This window comes from Bartonella sp. HY761, assembly GCF_026743145.1.
Lineage (GTDB): Bacteria > Pseudomonadota > Alphaproteobacteria > Rhizobiales > Rhizobiaceae > HY038.
In genome coordinates, this window is sequence record NZ_CP104887.1 from 141,251 (window position 1) to 160,366 (window position 19,116).

A 19,116-nucleotide genomic window follows, 5' to 3' on the forward strand; every position below is an offset into this window, starting at 1 on the left:
TTATATCCATGCTATATTCTTAAATTTTAATGTTGCGAGGAGAAATTTTAAAATGGTCAAGAATATGTTGAAAGCTTTAGGTCTAGGGCTTGGTATTATGTCAATTGCTTGGGGAGGATCAGCTATGGCAAGAAGTCAAAAAATTAAAGAGCAACAGCTTATTGAAGCTGTCCAAAAAAACGATAAAACCGATGTTGAAGCATTGATAAAATTTGGTGCTTCGATCGAAACACGTGATAGTGATGGCGCAACCCCTTTATTAATTGCCACCCGCAATAATGACATTGACATTGCTCGCCTACTTATTTTGGCAGGCGCGGACGTCAATGCTAAGGATAAAATTCAAGATAGTGCTTATCTTTATGCTGGTGCACGTGGGCATTTAGAAATATTGCGCCTAACCCTTGAGCATGGCGCAGATGTGGAAAGTCTTAATCGCTATGGCGGAACAGCGCTTATTCCTGCCTGTGAACGCGGCCATGTTGAAACGGTAAAAGCTTTGCTGGAAGCAGGCGTTGATGTCAATCACGTCAATAATCTTGGTTGGACGGCATTGCTCGAAACGGTCATTCTTGGCGATGGTAGCAAAAATTATGTCGAAATTACCAAGATTTTATTAGATCATGGCGCAGATGCAAAAATTGCTGATAAAAATGGTGTCACCGCCTTAGATCATGCAAAACAAAAAGGCCAAAAGGACATTGTCGCCATTCTTGAAAAAGTCCAAGGGTAAAGCTTCATCTATTTCACAGCCTTCAAGACATTACGCGACTTGAAGGCGATAAGCCATGGATTAAATGGAAAACTGCTATCCATAGAAGCCACCATAAAATAAAACTGTTATTTGAATTTGATGATCGCCAAAACTAGTCGATTGGCCTGAGTAATTTCGATAAGCGATGGGACAACATGCTTGATGATATATTTCCCGATGCACAAGAAATATAACCCGAATGACTTTCCTTCATAGATATGCGACAAAGCCAAAATTATTAGTATGTGAAAAATAGCAATAATATATAAATGGATTATCAAAATCCAAATACCAATAGCGGCCAATTAACAAAACACTTAAATTTTTTATTAAAAAAACCGATTAACACTATAAGTGACAAAGTATAGCCACTTTAAAGTGGCATTATATATTTATAAAAAAGCAATACCGAAGTTTAAAAAACAAGGCGTGATAAACACGATCCAGTTCCATCAATGCTTGGCTTTTATTCAAATCATTTAAAGGAAATATTATGCGTAAAATATTGCACATGCTATTTATTGGAAGTTTATTGATTTGCAGCGCATGTGCATTAGATGTCGATCGCCCCATGAGGGCTATTGGTTTAGCTTCTAAACTTGAGAAGGGGTGTCACCATAGTACTTCATTGTGCAATGAATATCATCAATGTGTTCATAACAAGGTGAATTTCGACCATTCGATAAAAAAAGACGACATTACTGCTTACAGCATAGAACTGAGTGGCCAATTATCTGAAAAAAGCAAAAATAGTCGTATACAAAAGTGGATTAATTATTGTGCCGCGAAATATAATATAAAACAATAACAAAGATATTTTATGCTCTCATTGGATGTTAACCCAAAGGACTTTCCTTCATAGATATGCGACAAAGCCAAAATTATTAGTATGTGAAAAATTGCAATAATATATAAATAGATTATAAAAATCCTAATTCCAAAAGAAAAACAAGTAAAAACACGTAAGTTTTTTTATTAAAGAACCGATATATATTATAAAAGACAAATTATATATACTTTAAAATTGCATTATATACTTACGAAAAATGCCGAAGTTTAAAAAATAATGCGTGGCAAACACGATCTAACTATATCAATGTTTAGCTTTTATTTAAATCATTTTAAGGGAATATCATGCGTAAAATATTGCACATCCTATTTATTGGAAGTTTATTGATTTGCAGCGCATGTGCATTAGATGCCGATCGCATCCTAAGGGTTGTTTCTTTAGCTCATCTTCTTGACAAAGGGTGCCAACAGAATACTTCATTGTGCAACAAATATAATCAATGTGTTTATAAAGGGGTAAAATTGGACCGTTCCATCAAAAAAGACGACATTACTGCTTACAGCATAGAACTGAGTGGCCAATTATCTGAAAAAAGCAAAAATAGTCGTATACAAAAGTGGATTAATTATTGTGCCGCGAAATATAATATAAAACAATAACAAAGATATTTATGCTCTCATTGGATGTTAACCCGATTGAGCCTCGCTGCAAAAATTATTCTTTAGCTAGATCAACATCAAAGTGTGAGGCTATTGGTTGTTTTAGGCCTACCTATTTTTGACCATTGTGTTTTTAAACACGGTGGATTTTTGCATGGGTAAAAAATCAAAAATTTCTCGCGGTGAGATGAAGAAAAATGAAGATAAGCTGTTTATAAAAAAAATAGTATTGTAATTCATTTTCATTGATGTATTCTTATTGCAGTTACATTAATCGCAATGAGATTAAAATGGGAAGAGCATTTATTGATCATGTAACAAAGCTGATTGGCACTCAGGCTGTCGTTACCGATAGGGATGAAATTGCAATAGCTGCGCAGGATTGGCGCGGCAGATATGAGGGGGAGGCCCTTTGCATTTTATATCCCGCTAATACGGATGAGCTAAGCAAGGTTTTAAAACTATGCTATGAGCTGGATATTGCCGTTGTGCCACAAGGTGGCAATACCAGTCTTTGTGGAGGATCAGTTCCCCAAAATGCCGATGATAGTGGCAAACAGGCAGTGATTATCGGCTTAAAGCGGCTCAATCACATTTTAAATGTTGATGTTATTGGCAATACTATCGAGGTCGAGGCTGGCTGTATTTTAGCAAATATCCACGAAGCAGCTAAAGAAGTAGATCGCTATTATCCAGTAAGCCTTGGTGCGGAAGGTTCATGCCAAATAGGTGGCACAATTGCAACCAATGCCGGTGGCACATCGGTTTTGCGTTATGGCAATACCCGTGAAAATGTCTTGGGCTTAGAAGTTGTTCTTGCCGATGGTAGTATCTGGTCGGGGCTTAATGGTTTGCGCAAAAATAATACCGGCTATGATTTAAAGCAATTATTTATTGGCGCTGAAGGTACGCTTGGCATAATAACCAAGGCAGTATTAAAATTGCACCCTTTGCCGCATAATCATGCCCTTGCATGGCTTGGCTTTTCTTCATTGGATAGTGTTTTGAAATTATTGCCGCTTTTTCAGCAGGCATGTGGGGCAAAACTTTCGGCTTTTGAATTGATGAATGACTTCCAATTAGATTTGGTGGTTGAATTTGTGGCAGACCGCCGCTCACCGCTGCAAGAACACCATAATTGGCATTTGTTAATCGAATTATCGGACAACACATCCGATGCTGCATTAAATGACCTTTTACAAACTGTTTTAGAGCAAGCCTTTGAAAATGAATTGGTCGATGATGCGATCATTGCTTTAAGCCAAAAACAGTATTTTGATTTATGGGAAATTCGTCATAGCGTTTCGGAGGCAAATAAAAAGGCGGGTATTGGGCTTACAACAGATTGCGCTGTGCCTTTGTCGGCTATCGTTGATTTTATCGAAGATGCCACAACCAATGTTCATGCAATCATAGAAAACCTTCCAATTATTATTGTTGCCCATCTTGGTGATGGCAATATTCATTTTATTCCATTTTTATCTTTTGATGTTTGGGACAAATGTGAAAATCGTGAGCAATTAGCACAACGCCTTAGGCGTGCGGTTGATGAAGCGGCTTTGTCTTATAAAGGAACATTTAGCGCTGAGCATGGCATAGGGCGCATGCATTTACCTGAAATGGCACATTTTAAATCTGATGTAGAATTAAAAATGATGCGGGCAATTAAATCAGCCTTTGATGCAAAAAATATAATGAATCCGGGTGTGTTGCTGCCGGATATGTAATAAATGTTTTTGTAAAAATAAGCTCAAAGCTTTCATGGTTGTGATGAGGGGAGAGCAAAACTAAGTGAGGAGAATGCAATGAAAAATCAAATATCGCGTAGAAATTTATTGAAACTTGGTGCTTTTAGCACTGTAGCGCTTGCCGCCCCCGCAGTTTGGAGCCCATCACGAGCACAGGGTAAAAAACGTATTACTGTAAGAGATGATGGTGGCATTTATAATCAGGCTTACACCGAAGTATTCTATCGTCCATTTACTGAAAAAACCGGTATTGAGGTTATTGGTGTGCCTGCGAATGCAGAGCCTGCAGCGCAAATCCGTTCTATGGTAGAAACTGGCACATATACTTGGGATATGGCTAAAATTTCTCAGCCAACCATTCTTGTCTTAACCTCTGGTGAGCGCAAATATTTGCAAAAGCATGGCCTTGAAAGTGATCCGGTCATTTCAACAATTCCGCAAAAATATATGAGTGAATGGGGCGTTGGCAATAATATTTATGCGACAATCCTTGCTTATCGCAATGAAGCCTTTGAAAATAAGCAAGCTCCTGCTTCATGGGCTGATTTTTATGATATCGAAAAATTTGAAGGCCGCCGTGCTTTGCGTCGTCACCCCTTTGATACGATTGAAGAAGCGCTTTTTGCCGATGGTGTCGATATTGCTAATATGTATCCTTGCGATACTGAGCGAGCATTTAAAAAGCTTGATCAAATCAAAAATGAAATTGAAGTCTTTTGGACAAGTGGCGCGCAGGTTGAGCAAATGTTGCAATCTGGCGAAGTCGACATGGTGCCAGTTTGGGTTTCACGCGCACATTCGGCCATTGCAGCTGGCAGCGATATTGGTGTTGTTTGGGATCAAAATATTTGGGGCGTGGATAATTGGTCTATTTTGGAAGGTACGCCCAATGCTGATCTTTGCCGTGAATTTATTATTTTTGCGTCCGATGCCAAGCGTAATGCCGAGCTCATGAAATTCTTCCCCGCCGGTGTTGCCCAAGTTGATGCTTTTGAATTTATTGATCCAAATGTTGCAAAAAATTGCCCAAGCTTCCCTGCCAATAGTGAAAAAGGCATTCAGATTGATGCAAAATATTGGCGCGACAATCAAGAAAAGCTCATCACAGATTATAATCAGTGGCTTTTGAGCTAAACCAAAAGCCTGCTTAATCAACAATAGATAAAGCCATTTTAATCACTCAAAAGCCCTTTGGGGCTTTTGAACAGGGTTGCTTTGTTTTTAAATGGCTAAAAATGTCGATTGATGAATGATTTAAAACACGAGCATTTTAAAAAATTTCAAAAGTCGTTCAATTTGCCCCTAAAACCCATTTTACCCGTAAAACCCAATTAATTCATGAAACAAACAAAAATTTAAGAGGAGAGCGATATGGGATCATCTAGTTTAACCATCAGACAGCTCAAAAAAACATATGGTAATTTTATCGCTTTGGCACCAACTGATCTTGATGTACCCGAAGGCGAGTTTTTAACCCTTCTTGGTCCTTCTGGTTCTGGTAAAACAACACTTTTAAATTTGATTTCAGGCCTCACCACACCTGATAGCGGTTCAGTTCTAGCCGGTGAGCGCGATATGACCTTTGCGCCGCCCCATGCGCGTGATTTGGGGGTTGTTTTTCAAAATTATGCGCTTTTCCCGCATATGACGATTGTAGAAAATATCGCTTTTCCATTGCAGATGCGAAAAACTCCCAATGATAAAGCAAAGTCCATGGCGTTAGAAGCTTTGGAAATGGTACGCTTGCCGCAAGTTGCGCAGCGTTACCCTAAAGAGCTATCTGGCGGACAACAGCAGCGCATCGCATTAGCGCGCTGCATGGTTTACAAACCATCTATTATTTTGATGGATGAGCCTTTAGGCGCGCTTGATAAAAATTTGCGCGAACATATGCAAATTGAGATTAAACAACTTCACCGTGAAATGGGTACAACTATTGTCTATGTCACTCATGATCAGGAAGAAGCGATGACCATGTCAGATCGCATTTGTTTGATGAATGCTGGTGCCATTGAGCAATTGGGTACGCCTGCTGATTTATACTTCCGGCCGCAATCCTTGTTTACCGCACAATTTTTGGGTGAATCCAATATATTTAAAGCGCAAATGAAAGGCGATCATGGCGAAGAATGCACTCTGCAATTGGCTGGAACCACGATAAATGTGCGTGCCATGCGCAATAATGTAGATTTTTCGAATGATAAATCAGTCAATATCATGATCCGCCCACAAAATATGATTATCTCTCATCAGCCGAGTGAAAATAGCATTAAGGCAAGTATTTTTGATGTTATGGTAACCGGCAGTTTGACTAAGCTTTATGTTAATACGCAGATTGAGGGAGGTAACCAAGTTGTTGCTTCTTTTGTGACACGCAATCAAAGTGAACAATATAAGCCAAATGATATAATTTATTTAAGTTGGGATGTGAGTGACAGTGTTGTTCTTCCAAATAGTGAGGAACGCAAATGAGCACATCACCAAGTCATGCCAAAGCACAAAATAAATGGCTAAAGCCGCTTTTAATGGTGGCACCGATTATTATTTTATTGTCGGTCTTTTTGCTTTATCCAGTTTTCCAGCTACTCTTTTTGAGTGTTTGGGGCAAAGATGGCTTCACTCTCGCCCCTTATCAGCAAATTTTTTCATCGTCTTTGTACATGAATGTTATGTGGATCACGCTAAAGATTGCGTTTTTCACCACAGTCATTGCAATTATTTTGGGTTATCCGGTAGCCTATACAATTTCCCGTGCTAAAGAAAAAACCAAAGCGCGTTTGATATTTTGGGTTTTGTTAGCTTTTTGGACAAGTTTTCTTGTGCGTGCCTTTGCATGGGTGGTTATTTTGGGGCGCAATGGCGTTATCAATAATACATTAATCGGCTTTGGTATTATCGATAAGCCGCTTAACCTACTTTATGGCTTTAATTCAGTTCTTATTGGTATGGTTCATGCCATGATCCCATTGGCGATTATGACTATGCTATCGGTGATGGAAAATATCGATCGTAATTTGCCGCGCGCCGCAGGCACATTGGGGGCAAAGCCTGGAAAATCATTCTGGACAATTTATTTTCCCTTATCCATGCCGGGCGTTGCTGCGGCAAGCATCATGGTTTTTGTCACCGCAATTGGCTTTTTTATTGTACCAGCCTTGCTTGGCGGTAGACGTGATACAATGATTACCCAGCTTATTATCGATCAAGTACAGCAAACATTAAATTGGGAATTAGCTGCAGCAATTTCTGTTTTCCTTCTCCTTGTGGTTGTGGTCATCTTTATGGTTTATGACCGCATTTTTGGCTTTCAAAGCTTAACTGGCGAGAGTGCAACGACAACGCATAAGCGAAACTCGATTTTTCGCATTTTGGGTAATCGCGTACTTTCCTATATTGGTGATGCAACCGATTTTATCCTAAAAATCTTCCCCAACCGCAAACAGCAGGAAAATGAGCAAGCTTCAGTCGGTATTCGTAGCTTTGTATGGGTATTATTAGTGGTTATCAGTTTGCCAGCCTTTTTGATGATTCCTCTATCATTTAGTACTGCCAATTTGTCATGGCCGCCAACCGGTTTTACTTTAAAATGGTATGAGGCCATTTGGCAGTCACCAATTTGGATGCAAGCTATCTGGCGCTCGATCATCATCGCAACCGGCACAGGTATTTTATCAATGCTTATTGGTGTACCAACTGCGTTTTTAATGGTGCGCCATCAAATGCGCGGTAAAAGCATTATGTTAGCCTTTATCTTGTCGCCAATTATTGTACCGCGCATTATTGTTGCTGTTGGCTTATTTTATGTTTTCGCTCAGCTTGGCATTGTTGGTACTATTCTTGGTTTGGTTATCGGTCATACCGTGGTGGCGGTTCCTTATGTGGTTATGACGATGATGGCAGTGCTGCGCAATTATGATGTAAGATTAGATCTTGCCGCACAAAGTCTTGGCGCGACACCATGGAAGGCATTGAGGAAAGTAACATTTCCAATTTTAGGCGCTGGCATGTTTTCCTCATTCCTGTTTGCTTTTGCAACATCATTTGATGAACTTACCATTGCGCTATTTTCAACTGGCGGCGTTACGACCACCTTGCCTAAGCAATTCTGGGATGAAGTTACCCTATCGGTGTCACCGGTAATCGCAGCCGTATCAAGCGGACTTTTGATTTTCATCGCTATTTTAATTTTCGTTGCCGACAAATTACGCCAACGTAGTCTTAATCGTTAAACTTAATTGCCAAACATTTGTGACATTCTCATCGATGTTTGGCATATCTTCTGGAAAGAATTATTATGTTAACTTCACATGACCTAAAGGGTATTATCCCTGCAATTCCAACACCGCTTAATAATGATGACACAATTAATATTGATGCATCAAAAGCTTTGTTTTCGTGGCTATTACAGCAAGGTATTGATGGCGTTTTACCTATTGGCGGAACGGGTGAATATGGTTCACTGGCGCGTGCTGAGCGGCTAAAATTTGTCGAATTATCAAAAAATGCAGTTGAAGGTAAAAAACCAGTTATTGCTGGGGTTTTAGATGCTGGTTATTATGATGCGATTGCTGCAGGAAAAGATCTTGCAAGTGCTGGTGCTGATGCACTTTTAGTGGTGACGCCTTATTATACCAATCCAACTCAAACCGGACTTTATGATTATTATTCGCGTTATGCAGATGCTTCCCCTATTCCTGTTTTAATTTACGAAATTCCTTATCGTACACGTATCGCCATTAATCCGGAAATTATTCACAAATTATCCCATCATCAAAATATTATTGGCATGAAGGCATGTAACACCGACATGTATCATTTTTTACAGGTTGTCGCCGGGGTTAGTGATAATTTTTCGGTTTTAAGTGGTGAGGATAGTCTTTTCCCATTACATATGGCAGCTGGTGCAAAAGGTGGTATTGTTGTAACTGCAACCATGTTACCAAAAGCATGGCGGCTTATTTTTGACTTGGTCAATGCTAATCGTCTTCAAGAAGCACTTGAGATTCATCGCGCAATTATTCCTTTGCTCAATTTAACTTTTGCCGAAACAAATCCAGGCCCGATGAAGTCGGTGCTCGATCTTGTTAAAGTTAATGCGCCCCATATGCTTTTGCCATTGGAAAAGCCAAATTTAAACCTATCCAATTCGCTGCGAGAAACCTATGCAGCGTTAATCGAGCGTTTTGAAAAATAGTTTTAGCTATTATAGATCACTCCTTGTAATGATAAGAATTGCAGGGAGTGGTTTTTAATGTATCAACAGTTTAATTTAAAATATGCTGACAATATTGTTGCTGTTTTTTTTGCAAATTAAATATATGGTTTTGAAAAATTATAAACTTCTTTTACAAAGATGCATCTAAATCAAAATCACTTAATTTTTAAATAATTGAAAGAATAAATATGCCCAAATTCTTGTCGGGTTCCAAACAAAAAGAAATTGAAAATGATCCAAGGGATTCATCTTTATTCATTGGTTCTACCGAAAAGACATTTAGAGTTCTGCATGCTTTTGATGCTCCCCAAAGACAGTTGCCTTTATCTGATATTGCCCGTTTAGCTAATTTGGATCGCAGCGCCACTCAACGTATTGTTTACACTTTAGAAACCTTGGGATATTTACAGCGTGTGCGCCAAACTAAAAATTATGCGCTAACTTCAAAAATATTACAGTTTTCCTATAATTATCTTAAATCGAATGAGTTGATTGACAAGGCCTCGCCCTATCTCTTCGCAATCAGCCGCGATATTGGTGAAACAACCAATTTGCAAGAGCTTGATGGCAATGAAGTTGTTTTTGTTGCGCGCTTTCCAGGCCAGCATCTTGTCAATGTTGATATTACTATTGGTAGTCGTTTACCTGCGGTTTTTACCGCGACAGGAACGGCTATTTTGTCGCGCCGTCCCATTGATGAGCTTGATGCAATTTTGCAATCAACCGTGCTTAATCCTCTTACTCCTTATTCATTGACCGATCCGCAAAAAATTCGTGAGCGTATTTTGGCAACTAAGGAAAAAGGTTACGCGCTGATTAGCAATGAAACAGTTATGGGGGATATTTCGCTTGCTGCCGCCATTACTGATGAACATGGTATTGCAGTTGCCGGCCTTAATATTTCTGTTCCAACCACCCGTTGGACTGTTGAGCAAGTTGAAAAAGAATTGGTTCCCCATGTGCTTGTTGCTGCGACATCCATATCGTTTTCCAAGTTTAATTCCTATTGATTTTTAATCATATTTTCTTTGAGGCCGAAATGAAAAAATTGTTAAACTTTCACGATTATCGGCAGGCTGCCAAAAGAAAATTACCGCGTTTTTTATTTGAATATATTGATCGTGGCAGTGAAGATGAACATGCAATTTGTAATTTGCATAATAGTTTTTCCAACATACGATTAACCCCAAAAATTTTACAAGGCATTGATAATCCGGATTTATCAACCCAATATTTCAATAAAAATTATAATATTCCGCTGATTATTGCACCTACTGCTTTGGCGGGTATCGTTGCTGTTGATGGTGAGGTAAAATTGGCAAGGAGCGCCGGTAAACTTGGCATTCCTTTTACTGTATCAACCCAATCGGTCACCACGATTGAAGATATTCGACAAAATGCGGCAGAAACTGAATTATGGTTTCAGCTTTATATGTGGCGCAATCGCAAACTCACGCAAACACTTTTAGAAAGAGTTTGGAACGCAGGTGTAAGCACTTTGGTGGTAACTGTTGATACACCAATATCACCAAAGCGCGAATATAATCAAAAAAACGGCTTTTCTATTCCGTTTCGTCTATCTTTGCGCTCCATATTGGATGTTTTGGGCGCACCGCATTGGCTATTTTTTGTTCTTCTGCAATTATATAAAAGAAATGGTATGCCAAGCTATGGGCATTATCCAGAAGAATTTCGCCATAATATTATGTCCGTAAGCCAAAATGAAGATTTGCGCATTGAGGATAAACTCAATTGGAGTGACGTTGAAGTATTACGCACCACATGGAAAGGGCAAATTATCCTAAAAGGCATATTATCGCCTGATGATGCCCAAAAAGCATTGGCTCTTGGCATGGATGGCATTGTTGTCTCTGCCCATGGCGGCCGAAATTTTGATAGTGCAGTAACCCCAATTGATGTTCTTGAGCCAATTATTGATAAAATGGGCGAAAAGATAGCTATTTTTGCCGATAGTGGCGTACGTCGTGGCAGTGATATTGCCAAATTATTATCATTTGGCGTAAAGGCAGTTTTATTAGGTCGCGCGCCATTGTGGGGATTGGCGGGGCAAGATGAAAAAGGTAGCATGATAATTCTTCAATTATTAATTGAAGAATTGCAGCAAACCATGATTATGCTTGGATGCAAAAATATTGAAGATTTACCAATGTCGCGTAATGCGCAAAAATGATTTTAATAATTCTTTATTTTGATGTTTATATTGCGCAGCTTTGCTGCCAATATTATAATTTTCGATGATAATATCTGTATCAAGCAAAAAGGCATTGCTACTATTGTTAGCCAATAAAATGATTATAGAAGCACCGCGAAGATGTGAACTTAGATTTTGTGATAAGCTTTAAACCAAGATATAAATTTTGATAATCCATCATCAAGCGATGTTTGGGGGGCAAAATTCAGATCGCGTTGCGCTAATGTTATATCGGCATAAGTCATAGGCACATCTGCTGCCGGCATTGGCTCATATTGTTTGATTGCTGCCTTATTTGTCCACTTTTCGATAAGGTTTACAAATTCTTCAAGTTTTGACGGCTGGTTATTGCCTAAATTATAAACTGGCTCGATCGTGTTTTCAGTATTCAAAATACGATTTGTTGCACCAATAATACCATCGACAATATCATCAATATATGTGAAGTCGCGCATCATATCGCCATAGTTAAAAAGCTTTATCGGTTTTTGATGCAATATAGCATTGGTAAAAAGCCAAGGTGCCATGTCTGGTCTTCCCCAGGGGCCATAAACTGTAAAAAAGCGTAAACCTATGCTGCGTAAACCGTGAATATGTTGATAGGAATTGGCTAAAAGTTCGCCAGCACGTTTGGTACTTGCATAAACGGAAACAGGTCCATCAACTCTGTCGCTTTCACTAAAAGGTATCTTTTTATTGCTACCATAGACCGATGAGGAACTTGCATAGATAATCGGTACGCTTTTTGGCATTTTAAGGGCTTGTTCAAAAACCGTTACCTGTCCGGTGACATTTGAATGAACATAGCTATAAGGATTTTCTATCGAATAGCGCACCCCAGCCTGTGCTGCTAAATGAATGATGATATCGGCATCCATATCATCAGATATGGCTGATTGTAATTCTTCCGGCAGCGCTATATCGGCTTTAGAAAAACGAAAATTTTTATTATTTTGCAATGATTTTAGCCGATGTTCTTTTAGTGTTGGGTCATAATAAGTGTTGAGATTATCAATGCCAACCACGCTCCAGCCATTTATAAGGAGTTGTTTTGCAACATGAAATCCAATAAATCCTGCCGTTCCAGTTACAATTGCTTTCATATTGATTAAAATCCCATATAAGATATGCCGATTAAAATATTGCAGTTTAGTCAGTCTTTGTTATTTTTTGATAAATATTTTTTTATCAAATTCTTAAGCTGCTTGACTAAAGCGACATTATTTTACGTGACTTTTTCAACTGTTTTTGTCTTTGCGTCAAGCTTTGATTTTTGCCTATTTTAGTTTGGGGGTAATCCAAGCTTTTCTTAACTGTTTATTATATATTTAAAGAAATTCTCTTGGCAGTTACAGTCATTTTAAACAATGCAATTTTTTTAATAAAAAGCAATAAATTAACTTTTATTGTCGCTAAACTTGCTTTAACACTAGGCAGCTAAAGCATATAAATGGTTCAAAGTGGTTTTGAGCTATGATATGCAAAGATTATCATAGAGCATTGCAGCAATGATGCATCTATTGACGGTTTAAAGGTTCTTGAATGATGGCTCGCACCGATATTGCCCGACGTGTTTTTAACCATACATGGAAGCTTGATCCGATTGTTCGATCATTGCTTGATACTGATTTTTACAAATTGCTTATGCTGCAAATGATTTGGGGGCTTTATCGCGATGTTGATGTGACCTTTTCGCTGATCAATCGCACCAAGACTGTGCATTTGGCCGATGAAATTGACGAAGACGAGTTACGCGCTCAACTTGACCATGCACGGCAATTGCGCTTTAGCAAAAAAGAAATGATTTGGCTTGGTGGTAATACATTTTACGGCCGCCGCCATATTTTCCAACCAGAATTTTTAAATTGGTTGCAAGATTTTCAACTGCCCGAATATGAATTGCGCCGCCGTGATGGCCAATATGAATTGCGCTTTTCTGGCCCTTGGACCCATACCACCATGTGGGAAATTCCTGCCCTTGCAATCATCAATGAATTGCGCTCACGTGCCGCAATGCGCAATCTTGGCCGGTTTGCCTTGGATGTGCTTTATGCGCGCGCCAAAGCCAAAATGTGGGGTAAGGTTGAACGTTTACGCAAATTGCCAGATATTCGCATTTCAGATTTTGGCACGCGGCGCCGCCATTCCTTTCTTTGGCAGCGTTGGTGTGTGGAAGCCTTGAAAGAAGGCATTGGCACAGCTTTTACTGGTACTAGCAATGTGCTGTTAGCTATGGATACGGATGTCGAGGCTCTTGGCACCAATGCCCATGAATTGCCGATGGTGGTTGCCGCTTTAGCTCAAAATGACGAACAGTTAAGCGCTGCTCCTTATAAGGTTATGCAGGATTGGAACCGCTATTATGGCGGCAATCTCTTAATTATTCTGCCTGATGCTTTTGGCACAGATTCATTCTTGCGCAATGCCCCTGATTGGGTTGCAGATTGGACAGGATTTCGCCCTGATAGTGCGCCACCAATCGAGGGTGGTGAAAAAATCATTAAGTGGTGGCAAGAGCATGGTAAAGACCCACGCGAAAAATTATTGATTTTTTCTGATGCTTTGGATGTTGATACGATTGAAGAAACCTATCGCCATTTTGATGGGCGGGTAAGAATGAGTTTTGGTTGGGGGACTAACCTAACCAATGATTTTGCTGGCTGCGCACCGGACGCTATTTCGGGCCTTAAAGCGATTTCATTGGTGTGCAAAGTTACCCATGCCAATGGTAGGCCAGCTGTTAAATTGTCAGATAATTTGCAAAAAGCAACTGGCGAACCTGATGAAATTAAGCGCTATATTGATTTCTTTGGCAATAAGGATCGCCTTGACCGCCCAGTAGAAATATAGCAATTGACTTGCATTAAAACTGCAAAAATAATTTTGGTATGAGCATCTTTGCATGTGACCGTATTTTTAAATAGGTCTAGCTGATTATTTTTTAATGTCAGCAAGGCATTTTGTTATTTGATAAGGTGTCTAAAATCAATTATTTGGGATTTAGTGCTCTCTAAACTCTTATGGTCTTCAGTCAGCATTTTTTTCAGCAAATTTTTTACTTTTAAAAAATCTTGCATCAGGTTTTTATGGAGAATTTCTTCTCCTGAAATCGTTGGTAAATCTGTGTAAAGAAGTCCATTTTCTAAAATATCCAAAATGGTTTTATTATCTGTTCGACTTTCAATGAAGGAAATAAATTTGGGCAAAAATATTAAATCTTCAGCGCATTCAGAAGAAATACAATTTTTTATTTGCATATCTATTAGGGTATACAACATACAAGAAATTAGAAAATCGTAAGTAGTTTTTTGGTTTTTAAGGGGATCAATCATTTTATCAACTGCTCTAAGCGGTCTTACTGGAGAATAAAATTAACCGCTTGATAAAATTCTTTAGCGGTGATTAAAAATGTGAGTTAACATTTTTAAACGCGTAAACTATAATTATTGATAAGGTCGATCCGCAGGGTGAATGTAAGAGGGTAAAATTGTCTTATAAACATAAAGAAGATCTTTCGCCATGCAGGCCAATCCGTCCTCATTTTCCATAGTGTCATAAAAATTAAAAAGGTCTTCGGGGTTGTTAACTCCCAATGCTTTTTTTTCCATTCAAGAAAGCAGACCAATAAATTAGCTTCATTATCCTTTGATATACCACTTTCACGTTTTTGCGAAAATACACCAGAATAAAAATGATACATGCCAGAAGCATTGATAACAAACATTCGTGGACGTGTGGTCATCAAAAATAGGGTATGTTCAATGTCCATGCATTTCCTCTTTTAGAAAATTGCAAGCCTACGCTAATTCATTAATATGAAAAATTTTGTTAAGCGCTTGTTTTAACCAAGTTAATAAAGCACAATCATATAAAAACCTGCCATCTAAATGGCATTTGCCATTTTGTGCGCCCATATCATTAAAGCGCTGCGCACCATGCACCACCCAGCGTTGCATCATGACGCGAGTTAGCTCCGCATGGAACTGAACGCCCCAGGCGTTTTCACCATAGCGAAAGGCTTGGGTGGGATAATTCGCGCCGCTTGCTAATAATTGTGCATCACGAGGGAGATCAAAACAACCTTCCAGATGAAAATGATAAACCATTTTGGGCCAGTTAAATAGGCTTTGGCCAACAGGAGTTGCTTCAATTGGATACCAACCAATTTCTACCAAGCCATCCTTGTGCGAGCGAATTTGGCCACCAATATGGCGAGTTAACAACTGCGCTCCAAGGCAAATGCCTAAAAACGGTTTATTCTCACGCAACGGCACACTAATCCAATCCGTTTCATAGCGTACATAATCATGGGGATCATTGGCACTCATAGGGCCGCCAAAAATTACAACACCACTATGATGCGCAAGGGTTTTGGGTAGTTTCTCACCTAGGGCAGGGCGTCTAATATCAAGGGGAAAACCAGCCTTTTGCAATAATTGTCCCACACGTCCAGCGGTGGAGCTTGCCTGATGCAAAACCACTAAAATAGGAGCTTTTTCCCCACTAGCTAATAAGGGCCGCTCATTATCATAATCCAATTTGAAATTATATGCCAGTGACATGATCTATCGCTCAACACCCATAATTTACAACCAGCCAATTATTTTTGGCAAACCCCTTAAGCGTTTTTCTGGTGGTTCAGAGTGACGCTCTCTTTATTGTTTAAAGCGATATTTACCGCAAATTTTTCTATTTTTGGTAAATATGCTAAGCAGAAACACATCAATTTAACTGTTGTCTGGTGATGTTTTCTAAATTTTTTATAAAATTGCTGCACAATTTTAAAAATATCTTACGATAATCAACTTTCTATAGGCGCAAAGTCAATTCTCATTTCAGAAACAATCTATCAACACCACGCAAACATTTCCAAACTGCCATTGATCAAACAATAAATATATTAACCATCTTATAAGCTATTTATTACTATAGGAAAAAGATTAAAACGAGTTTAATTTATAAAAATAACGAAAAATTGTTCAAAAATAGGCAAGAAAATAAAATTTTAATCCAATTAATGCCGATTTTTACACCACTTGAGTGGTTGAATTTCTTCAACTTGATAAAAGTCCGTACTTTGCTAAGGGAACATAGACTAAACGTCTTTAACGCGGCCGCGTAATTTTTTAACGCTGCCGCGGCTCGTTTTACTGACTAAGCGGCGTTCCACCGAGGCTTTGGTTGGCCTTGTTTTCTTTCTTGGTGGTGGTGGTGGCGCACTTGCTTTTCGCAGTAAATCAACCAAACGCTCGCGTGCATCAATTCGGTTGCGCTCTTGTGTGCGAAAGCGATCAGCTTCAAGCAAAATTTGCCCATCCTTGGTGGCGCGTTGGCCGGCAAGTTTAATTAGGCGATCAATTATATCGGCAGAAATATCAGCTAAATGCGGGAAAAAACGCAATTGTACCGCAGTTGCGACCTTGTTGACATTTTGTCCACCAGGTCCACTTGCGCGAATAAAGCTTTCTTCAAAACTGCTTTTATGAATGGTGATGGTTTCATTTACATAAAGGAAATCGTCACTTAAGTCTATTTTTTGTACCATGACGTAACCATCTTCAACACATGTTTATATTGGCTCAACCCATCGCTAGACTGGAGAAATTGCAGCATCTTTAGCAGAAAAAGGTATTAAACGCAAATGTACACAATGCGTTACTGCAATTGACCCCAGTGTTTTATAAATTTTCGATTTTACGATCTATTGGCAATGAAAAAAAAATTATTTTTTACCAATATCAACCTTATGACCCTGCCATTGATAGCCACCTTTGCCAAAGGCTGAAAACCATACTGCTACTAATAAAATATCGCGATAAAAAATAGCAATTGCTTGCCGTATGGACATTGGCCACCCCACATAAGCGGTGGTTATGAATTCTACGCCATACCAAACAAGCATAAACCAAAGAATGGAGGTGAAGGACACCGCCCCCAAACATGCTGCAAGCAATAGGCATAGCAGTGGAAAAACGCTACCTGACAAGATTTCAATGTAAAAGAAAAAGGCAAATGAGTCACGGCGCAGTTTGGCCCAGCGAACTTGCCTTGACCATACTGGTTGAAATTGCTTTTCGCCAAGCGGTTGGGCAAAAGGCATTGCAGATAGGCGTACTTTTAGTCCTTGTGAGCGCACGACCTTGGTGGCGGCAGCGTCTTCGGCAATTTCACTCGCTAGGGCTTCAATACCACCGGCATTATCTAATACCTCGCGCCGCCAAAATAATGTCTTACCTTGTGCAAAGCCGTTGCCAAGCGTATCGGAACATAATTGCCAGCGTGCTTGATAGCTATTTAAGAAGGCTGCTTCTACATCAGCAGCAAAATTTTCAGGCTCAGTACCAAGCGGCGGCGAAGCGACAAGCCCAGTATCATTTTTAAAACGAGCAAAAAGCTGAGCAATATAATCAGGCGGCATCAATACATTGGAATCGGTCATCACTACCCAATCATATTGAGCGACTTTCCAACCTTTGATTAGGTTGTTTAGTTTAGGATTTGGGCTAATTGGATTATCACCAATTAATAATTGTGATGGCACATCAGGATATTGCGCCATTAGTTTTTCAACCAAGGGAATAACTGGATCATTATCGCGCGAAACACAAAAAATAATTTCTTTTTTGGGGTGGTCTAGCGTGAAGGCGGAAGTAAGGGTACGTTCTAAATTATTTTCAAGACCAGCAACTGGCCGCAAGATAGTTACACCCTCATCATACCAAGTCTCAATTGTGCTAACGGGATGCCATTTTGAGCGAATAGCCACAACAAGGAAAGTTACAATTTGAAGCAATAGACACAAAGCTGCAAGTGTCACTAAAATGGTTCCTATAATCCACACGCTTGCTTTTTCCTCTCAGTTTTCGAAACTGTTATTTATCATAAATCTTATTTAATTCATTTTTGGCAAACTGTGAAGCTGCTTTTAATTAAAAGACGTATAATCAAATAATTAGATCTAATGATTACTAGGCTTATAATAAAAATCTACCCTTTGCCAACATATTATTTATAGCTATATTGTTTAGAACAATAAATTGTCAAAAATATTATTGTGGTTTTATCGGAAATATTTCCCCTTGGTGCAGTAAAAATGCAACCAATTTTTTGACATCAAAAAGACCGTTAAAAGCACGATGCTCAAGATCTAGTCCACCGGCATAAGCTCCCAATGCAGGTAAGATCAAACGCGAAAAATCGGTAGCAAAACAAAAGCCGCGTATAGATGCGCCATAGCGTTTAATCCGCTTAGCTGGGTGTAAATGGCCAGAAACTTGGCCCTTTTCACCATTCTTTTGCGGTTCATGACAAAAGGTAAGTGTCTGAATTTTTTTTTGTGTAACAATTTCGCCATTTAAATTATCTGGCAAAAATGGATCATGGTTGCCGCTAATCCAAATCCAATGAAATTGTTGCGATAAGCTTGTCAAATATTGGCGAATGTCCGGTGCGATAAAATTAAATATGCGCGTATCGTGAAAGCTGTCACCAAGACTTAATATTGCTTCGGGTTGATAATGCGCAAATAGCTTTGCTAATTTTTCAATAGTAATTTTAGTGTCAAGGGGTGGTATAAGGTGACCTTGACGTGCAAAGGCATTGCCTTTTTCAAAATGTAAGTCGGCAATAATTAATAATTTTTTACTTGGCCAATATATAGCACCCGATGCATCAAGTATAAGATCTTGGCCACAAAAGCATATTTTAAAGGCTGTTCTCAAATAATATTTGCCTCTTA

The 19,116-nt window shown here is 39.1% G+C and carries 17 protein-coding genes; 10 read left to right on the forward strand and 7 right to left on the reverse strand.

Going from position 1 to position 19,116, the window contains the following annotated elements:
* The first annotated feature begins 142 nt into the window (after window positions 1-142).
* The 9 genes from N6A79_RS00575 (at window position 143) to N6A79_RS00615 (ending at window position 11,357) form a co-directional block, all read left to right on the forward strand.
* Window positions 143-733: an ankyrin repeat domain-containing protein gene (locus N6A79_RS00575; protein WP_246708241.1), complete on the forward strand. Its 591-nt coding sequence runs from the start codon at window positions 143-145 to the stop codon at window positions 731-733.
* A 1,155-nt stretch (window positions 734-1,888) separates the two neighbouring features.
* Complete coding sequence (locus tag N6A79_RS00580; RefSeq protein WP_268546570.1) at window positions 1,889-2,203, forward strand: hypothetical protein; 315 nt, start codon at window positions 1,889-1,891, stop codon at window positions 2,201-2,203.
* Window positions 2,204-2,493: 290 nt separating this feature from the next.
* Window positions 2,494-3,930: an FAD-binding oxidoreductase gene (locus N6A79_RS00585; protein WP_268546571.1), complete on the forward strand. Its 1,437-nt coding sequence runs from the start codon at window positions 2,494-2,496 to the stop codon at window positions 3,928-3,930.
* Between the two features lie 78 nt (window positions 3,931-4,008).
* Window positions 4,009-5,085, forward strand: a complete 1,077-nt coding sequence (locus N6A79_RS00590) for an ABC transporter substrate-binding protein (protein WP_262079421.1) — start codon at window positions 4,009-4,011, stop codon at window positions 5,083-5,085.
* Window positions 5,086-5,322: 237 nt separating this feature from the next.
* Entirely contained in the window at window positions 5,323-6,423 is a 1,101-nt protein-coding gene (locus tag N6A79_RS00595; protein ID WP_268546572.1) for an ABC transporter ATP-binding protein, read from the forward strand.
* Entirely contained in the window at window positions 6,420-8,180 is a 1,761-nt protein-coding gene (locus tag N6A79_RS00600) for an ABC transporter permease subunit (protein ID WP_268546573.1), read from the forward strand. The genes N6A79_RS00595 and N6A79_RS00600 overlap by 4 nt, the downstream gene beginning before the upstream one ends.
* Window positions 8,181-8,245: 65 nt before the next feature.
* On the forward strand, window positions 8,246-9,145 hold the full coding sequence (gene dapA / locus N6A79_RS00605; RefSeq protein WP_268546574.1) for a 4-hydroxy-tetrahydrodipicolinate synthase: 900 nt from the start codon (window positions 8,246-8,248) through the stop codon (window positions 9,143-9,145).
* Between the two features lie 209 nt (window positions 9,146-9,354).
* The gene (locus N6A79_RS00610; RefSeq protein ID WP_268546575.1) at window positions 9,355-10,176 is read left to right on the forward strand and encodes an IclR family transcriptional regulator; all 822 of its coding nucleotides are present in this window, start codon (window positions 9,355-9,357) and stop codon (window positions 10,174-10,176) included.
* Between the two features lie 29 nt (window positions 10,177-10,205).
* A complete protein-coding gene (locus tag N6A79_RS00615; RefSeq protein WP_268546576.1) occupies window positions 10,206-11,357 on the forward strand; it encodes an alpha-hydroxy acid oxidase in 1,152 nt (383 codons plus the stop codon).
* 149 nt (window positions 11,358-11,506) lie between these two features.
* On the opposite strand, the gene N6A79_RS00620 is transcribed toward N6A79_RS00615, so the two are convergent.
* Entirely contained in the window at window positions 11,507-12,481 is a 975-nt protein-coding gene (locus N6A79_RS00620) for an NAD-dependent epimerase/dehydratase family protein (RefSeq protein WP_268546577.1), read from the reverse strand.
* A gap of 442 nt (window positions 12,482-12,923) precedes the next feature.
* On the opposite strand from N6A79_RS00620, the gene pncB reads away from it, so the two are divergent.
* Window positions 12,924-14,228: a nicotinate phosphoribosyltransferase gene (pncB, locus tag N6A79_RS00625; RefSeq protein ID WP_268547611.1), complete on the forward strand. Its 1,305-nt coding sequence runs from the start codon at window positions 12,924-12,926 to the stop codon at window positions 14,226-14,228.
* A gap of 113 nt (window positions 14,229-14,341) precedes the next feature.
* On the opposite strand, the gene N6A79_RS00630 is transcribed toward pncB, so the two are convergent.
* The 6 genes from N6A79_RS00630 to pdeM form a co-directional block, all read right to left on the reverse strand.
* Complete coding sequence (locus N6A79_RS00630; RefSeq protein ID WP_268546578.1) at window positions 14,342-14,710, reverse strand: hypothetical protein; 369 nt, start codon at window positions 14,708-14,710, stop codon at window positions 14,342-14,344.
* Window positions 14,711-14,802: 92 nt separating this feature from the next.
* Window positions 14,803-15,147, reverse strand: a complete 345-nt coding sequence (locus tag N6A79_RS00635; RefSeq protein ID WP_268546579.1) for a hypothetical protein — start codon at window positions 15,145-15,147, stop codon at window positions 14,803-14,805.
* Between the two features lie 28 nt (window positions 15,148-15,175).
* Window positions 15,176-15,940, reverse strand: a complete 765-nt coding sequence (locus N6A79_RS00640; RefSeq protein ID WP_268546580.1) for a glutamine amidotransferase — start codon at window positions 15,938-15,940, stop codon at window positions 15,176-15,178.
* Window positions 15,941-16,473: 533 nt separating this feature from the next.
* Window positions 16,474-16,923, reverse strand: coding sequence for an alternative ribosome rescue aminoacyl-tRNA hydrolase ArfB (gene arfB / locus N6A79_RS00645; RefSeq protein ID WP_268546581.1), 450 nt, complete (start codon window positions 16,921-16,923; stop codon window positions 16,474-16,476).
* Window positions 16,924-17,100: 177 nt separating this feature from the next.
* Entirely contained in the window at window positions 17,101-18,195 is a 1,095-nt protein-coding gene (locus N6A79_RS00650) for a ceramide glucosyltransferase (protein WP_268546582.1), read from the reverse strand.
* Between the two features lie 232 nt (window positions 18,196-18,427).
* Window positions 18,428-19,099 (reverse strand): ligase-associated DNA damage response endonuclease PdeM, encoded by a 672-nt coding sequence (gene pdeM / locus N6A79_RS00655; protein WP_268546583.1) that lies wholly within the window; start codon window positions 19,097-19,099, stop codon window positions 18,428-18,430.
* Window positions 19,100-19,116 lie beyond the last annotated feature (17 nt).

Coding starts and splice junctions, on each gene's coding strand:
- N6A79_RS00620 (WP_268546577.1), bottom strand. CDS start 12,481: ATGAAAGCAATTGTAACTGGAACGGCAGGATTTATTGGATTTCATGTT.
- pncB (WP_268547611.1), top strand. CDS start 12,924: ATGGCTCGCACCGATATTGCCCGACGTGTTTTTAACCATACATGGAAG.
- dapA (WP_268546574.1), top strand. CDS start 8,246: ATGTTAACTTCACATGACCTAAAGGGTATTATCCCTGCAATTCCAACA.
- N6A79_RS00635 (WP_268546579.1), bottom strand. CDS start 15,147: ATGGACATTGAACATACCCTATTTTTGATGACCACACGTCCACGAATG.
- N6A79_RS00580 (WP_268546570.1), top strand. CDS start 1,889: ATGCGTAAAATATTGCACATCCTATTTATTGGAAGTTTATTGATTTGC.
- N6A79_RS00630 (WP_268546578.1), bottom strand. CDS start 14,710: ATGATTGATCCCCTTAAAAACCAAAAAACTACTTACGATTTTCTAATT.
- N6A79_RS00615 (WP_268546576.1), top strand. CDS start 10,206: ATGAAAAAATTGTTAAACTTTCACGATTATCGGCAGGCTGCCAAAAGA.
- N6A79_RS00590 (WP_262079421.1), top strand. CDS start 4,009: ATGAAAAATCAAATATCGCGTAGAAATTTATTGAAACTTGGTGCTTTT.
- N6A79_RS00610 (WP_268546575.1), top strand. CDS start 9,355: ATGCCCAAATTCTTGTCGGGTTCCAAACAAAAAGAAATTGAAAATGAT.
- N6A79_RS00595 (WP_268546572.1), top strand. CDS start 5,323: ATGGGATCATCTAGTTTAACCATCAGACAGCTCAAAAAAACATATGGT.
- N6A79_RS00640 (WP_268546580.1), bottom strand. CDS start 15,940: ATGTCACTGGCATATAATTTCAAATTGGATTATGATAATGAGCGGCCC.
- N6A79_RS00600 (WP_268546573.1), top strand. CDS start 6,420: ATGAGCACATCACCAAGTCATGCCAAAGCACAAAATAAATGGCTAAAG.
- N6A79_RS00585 (WP_268546571.1), top strand. CDS start 2,494: ATGGGAAGAGCATTTATTGATCATGTAACAAAGCTGATTGGCACTCAG.
- arfB (WP_268546581.1), bottom strand. CDS start 16,923: ATGGTACAAAAAATAGACTTAAGTGACGATTTCCTTTATGTAAATGAA.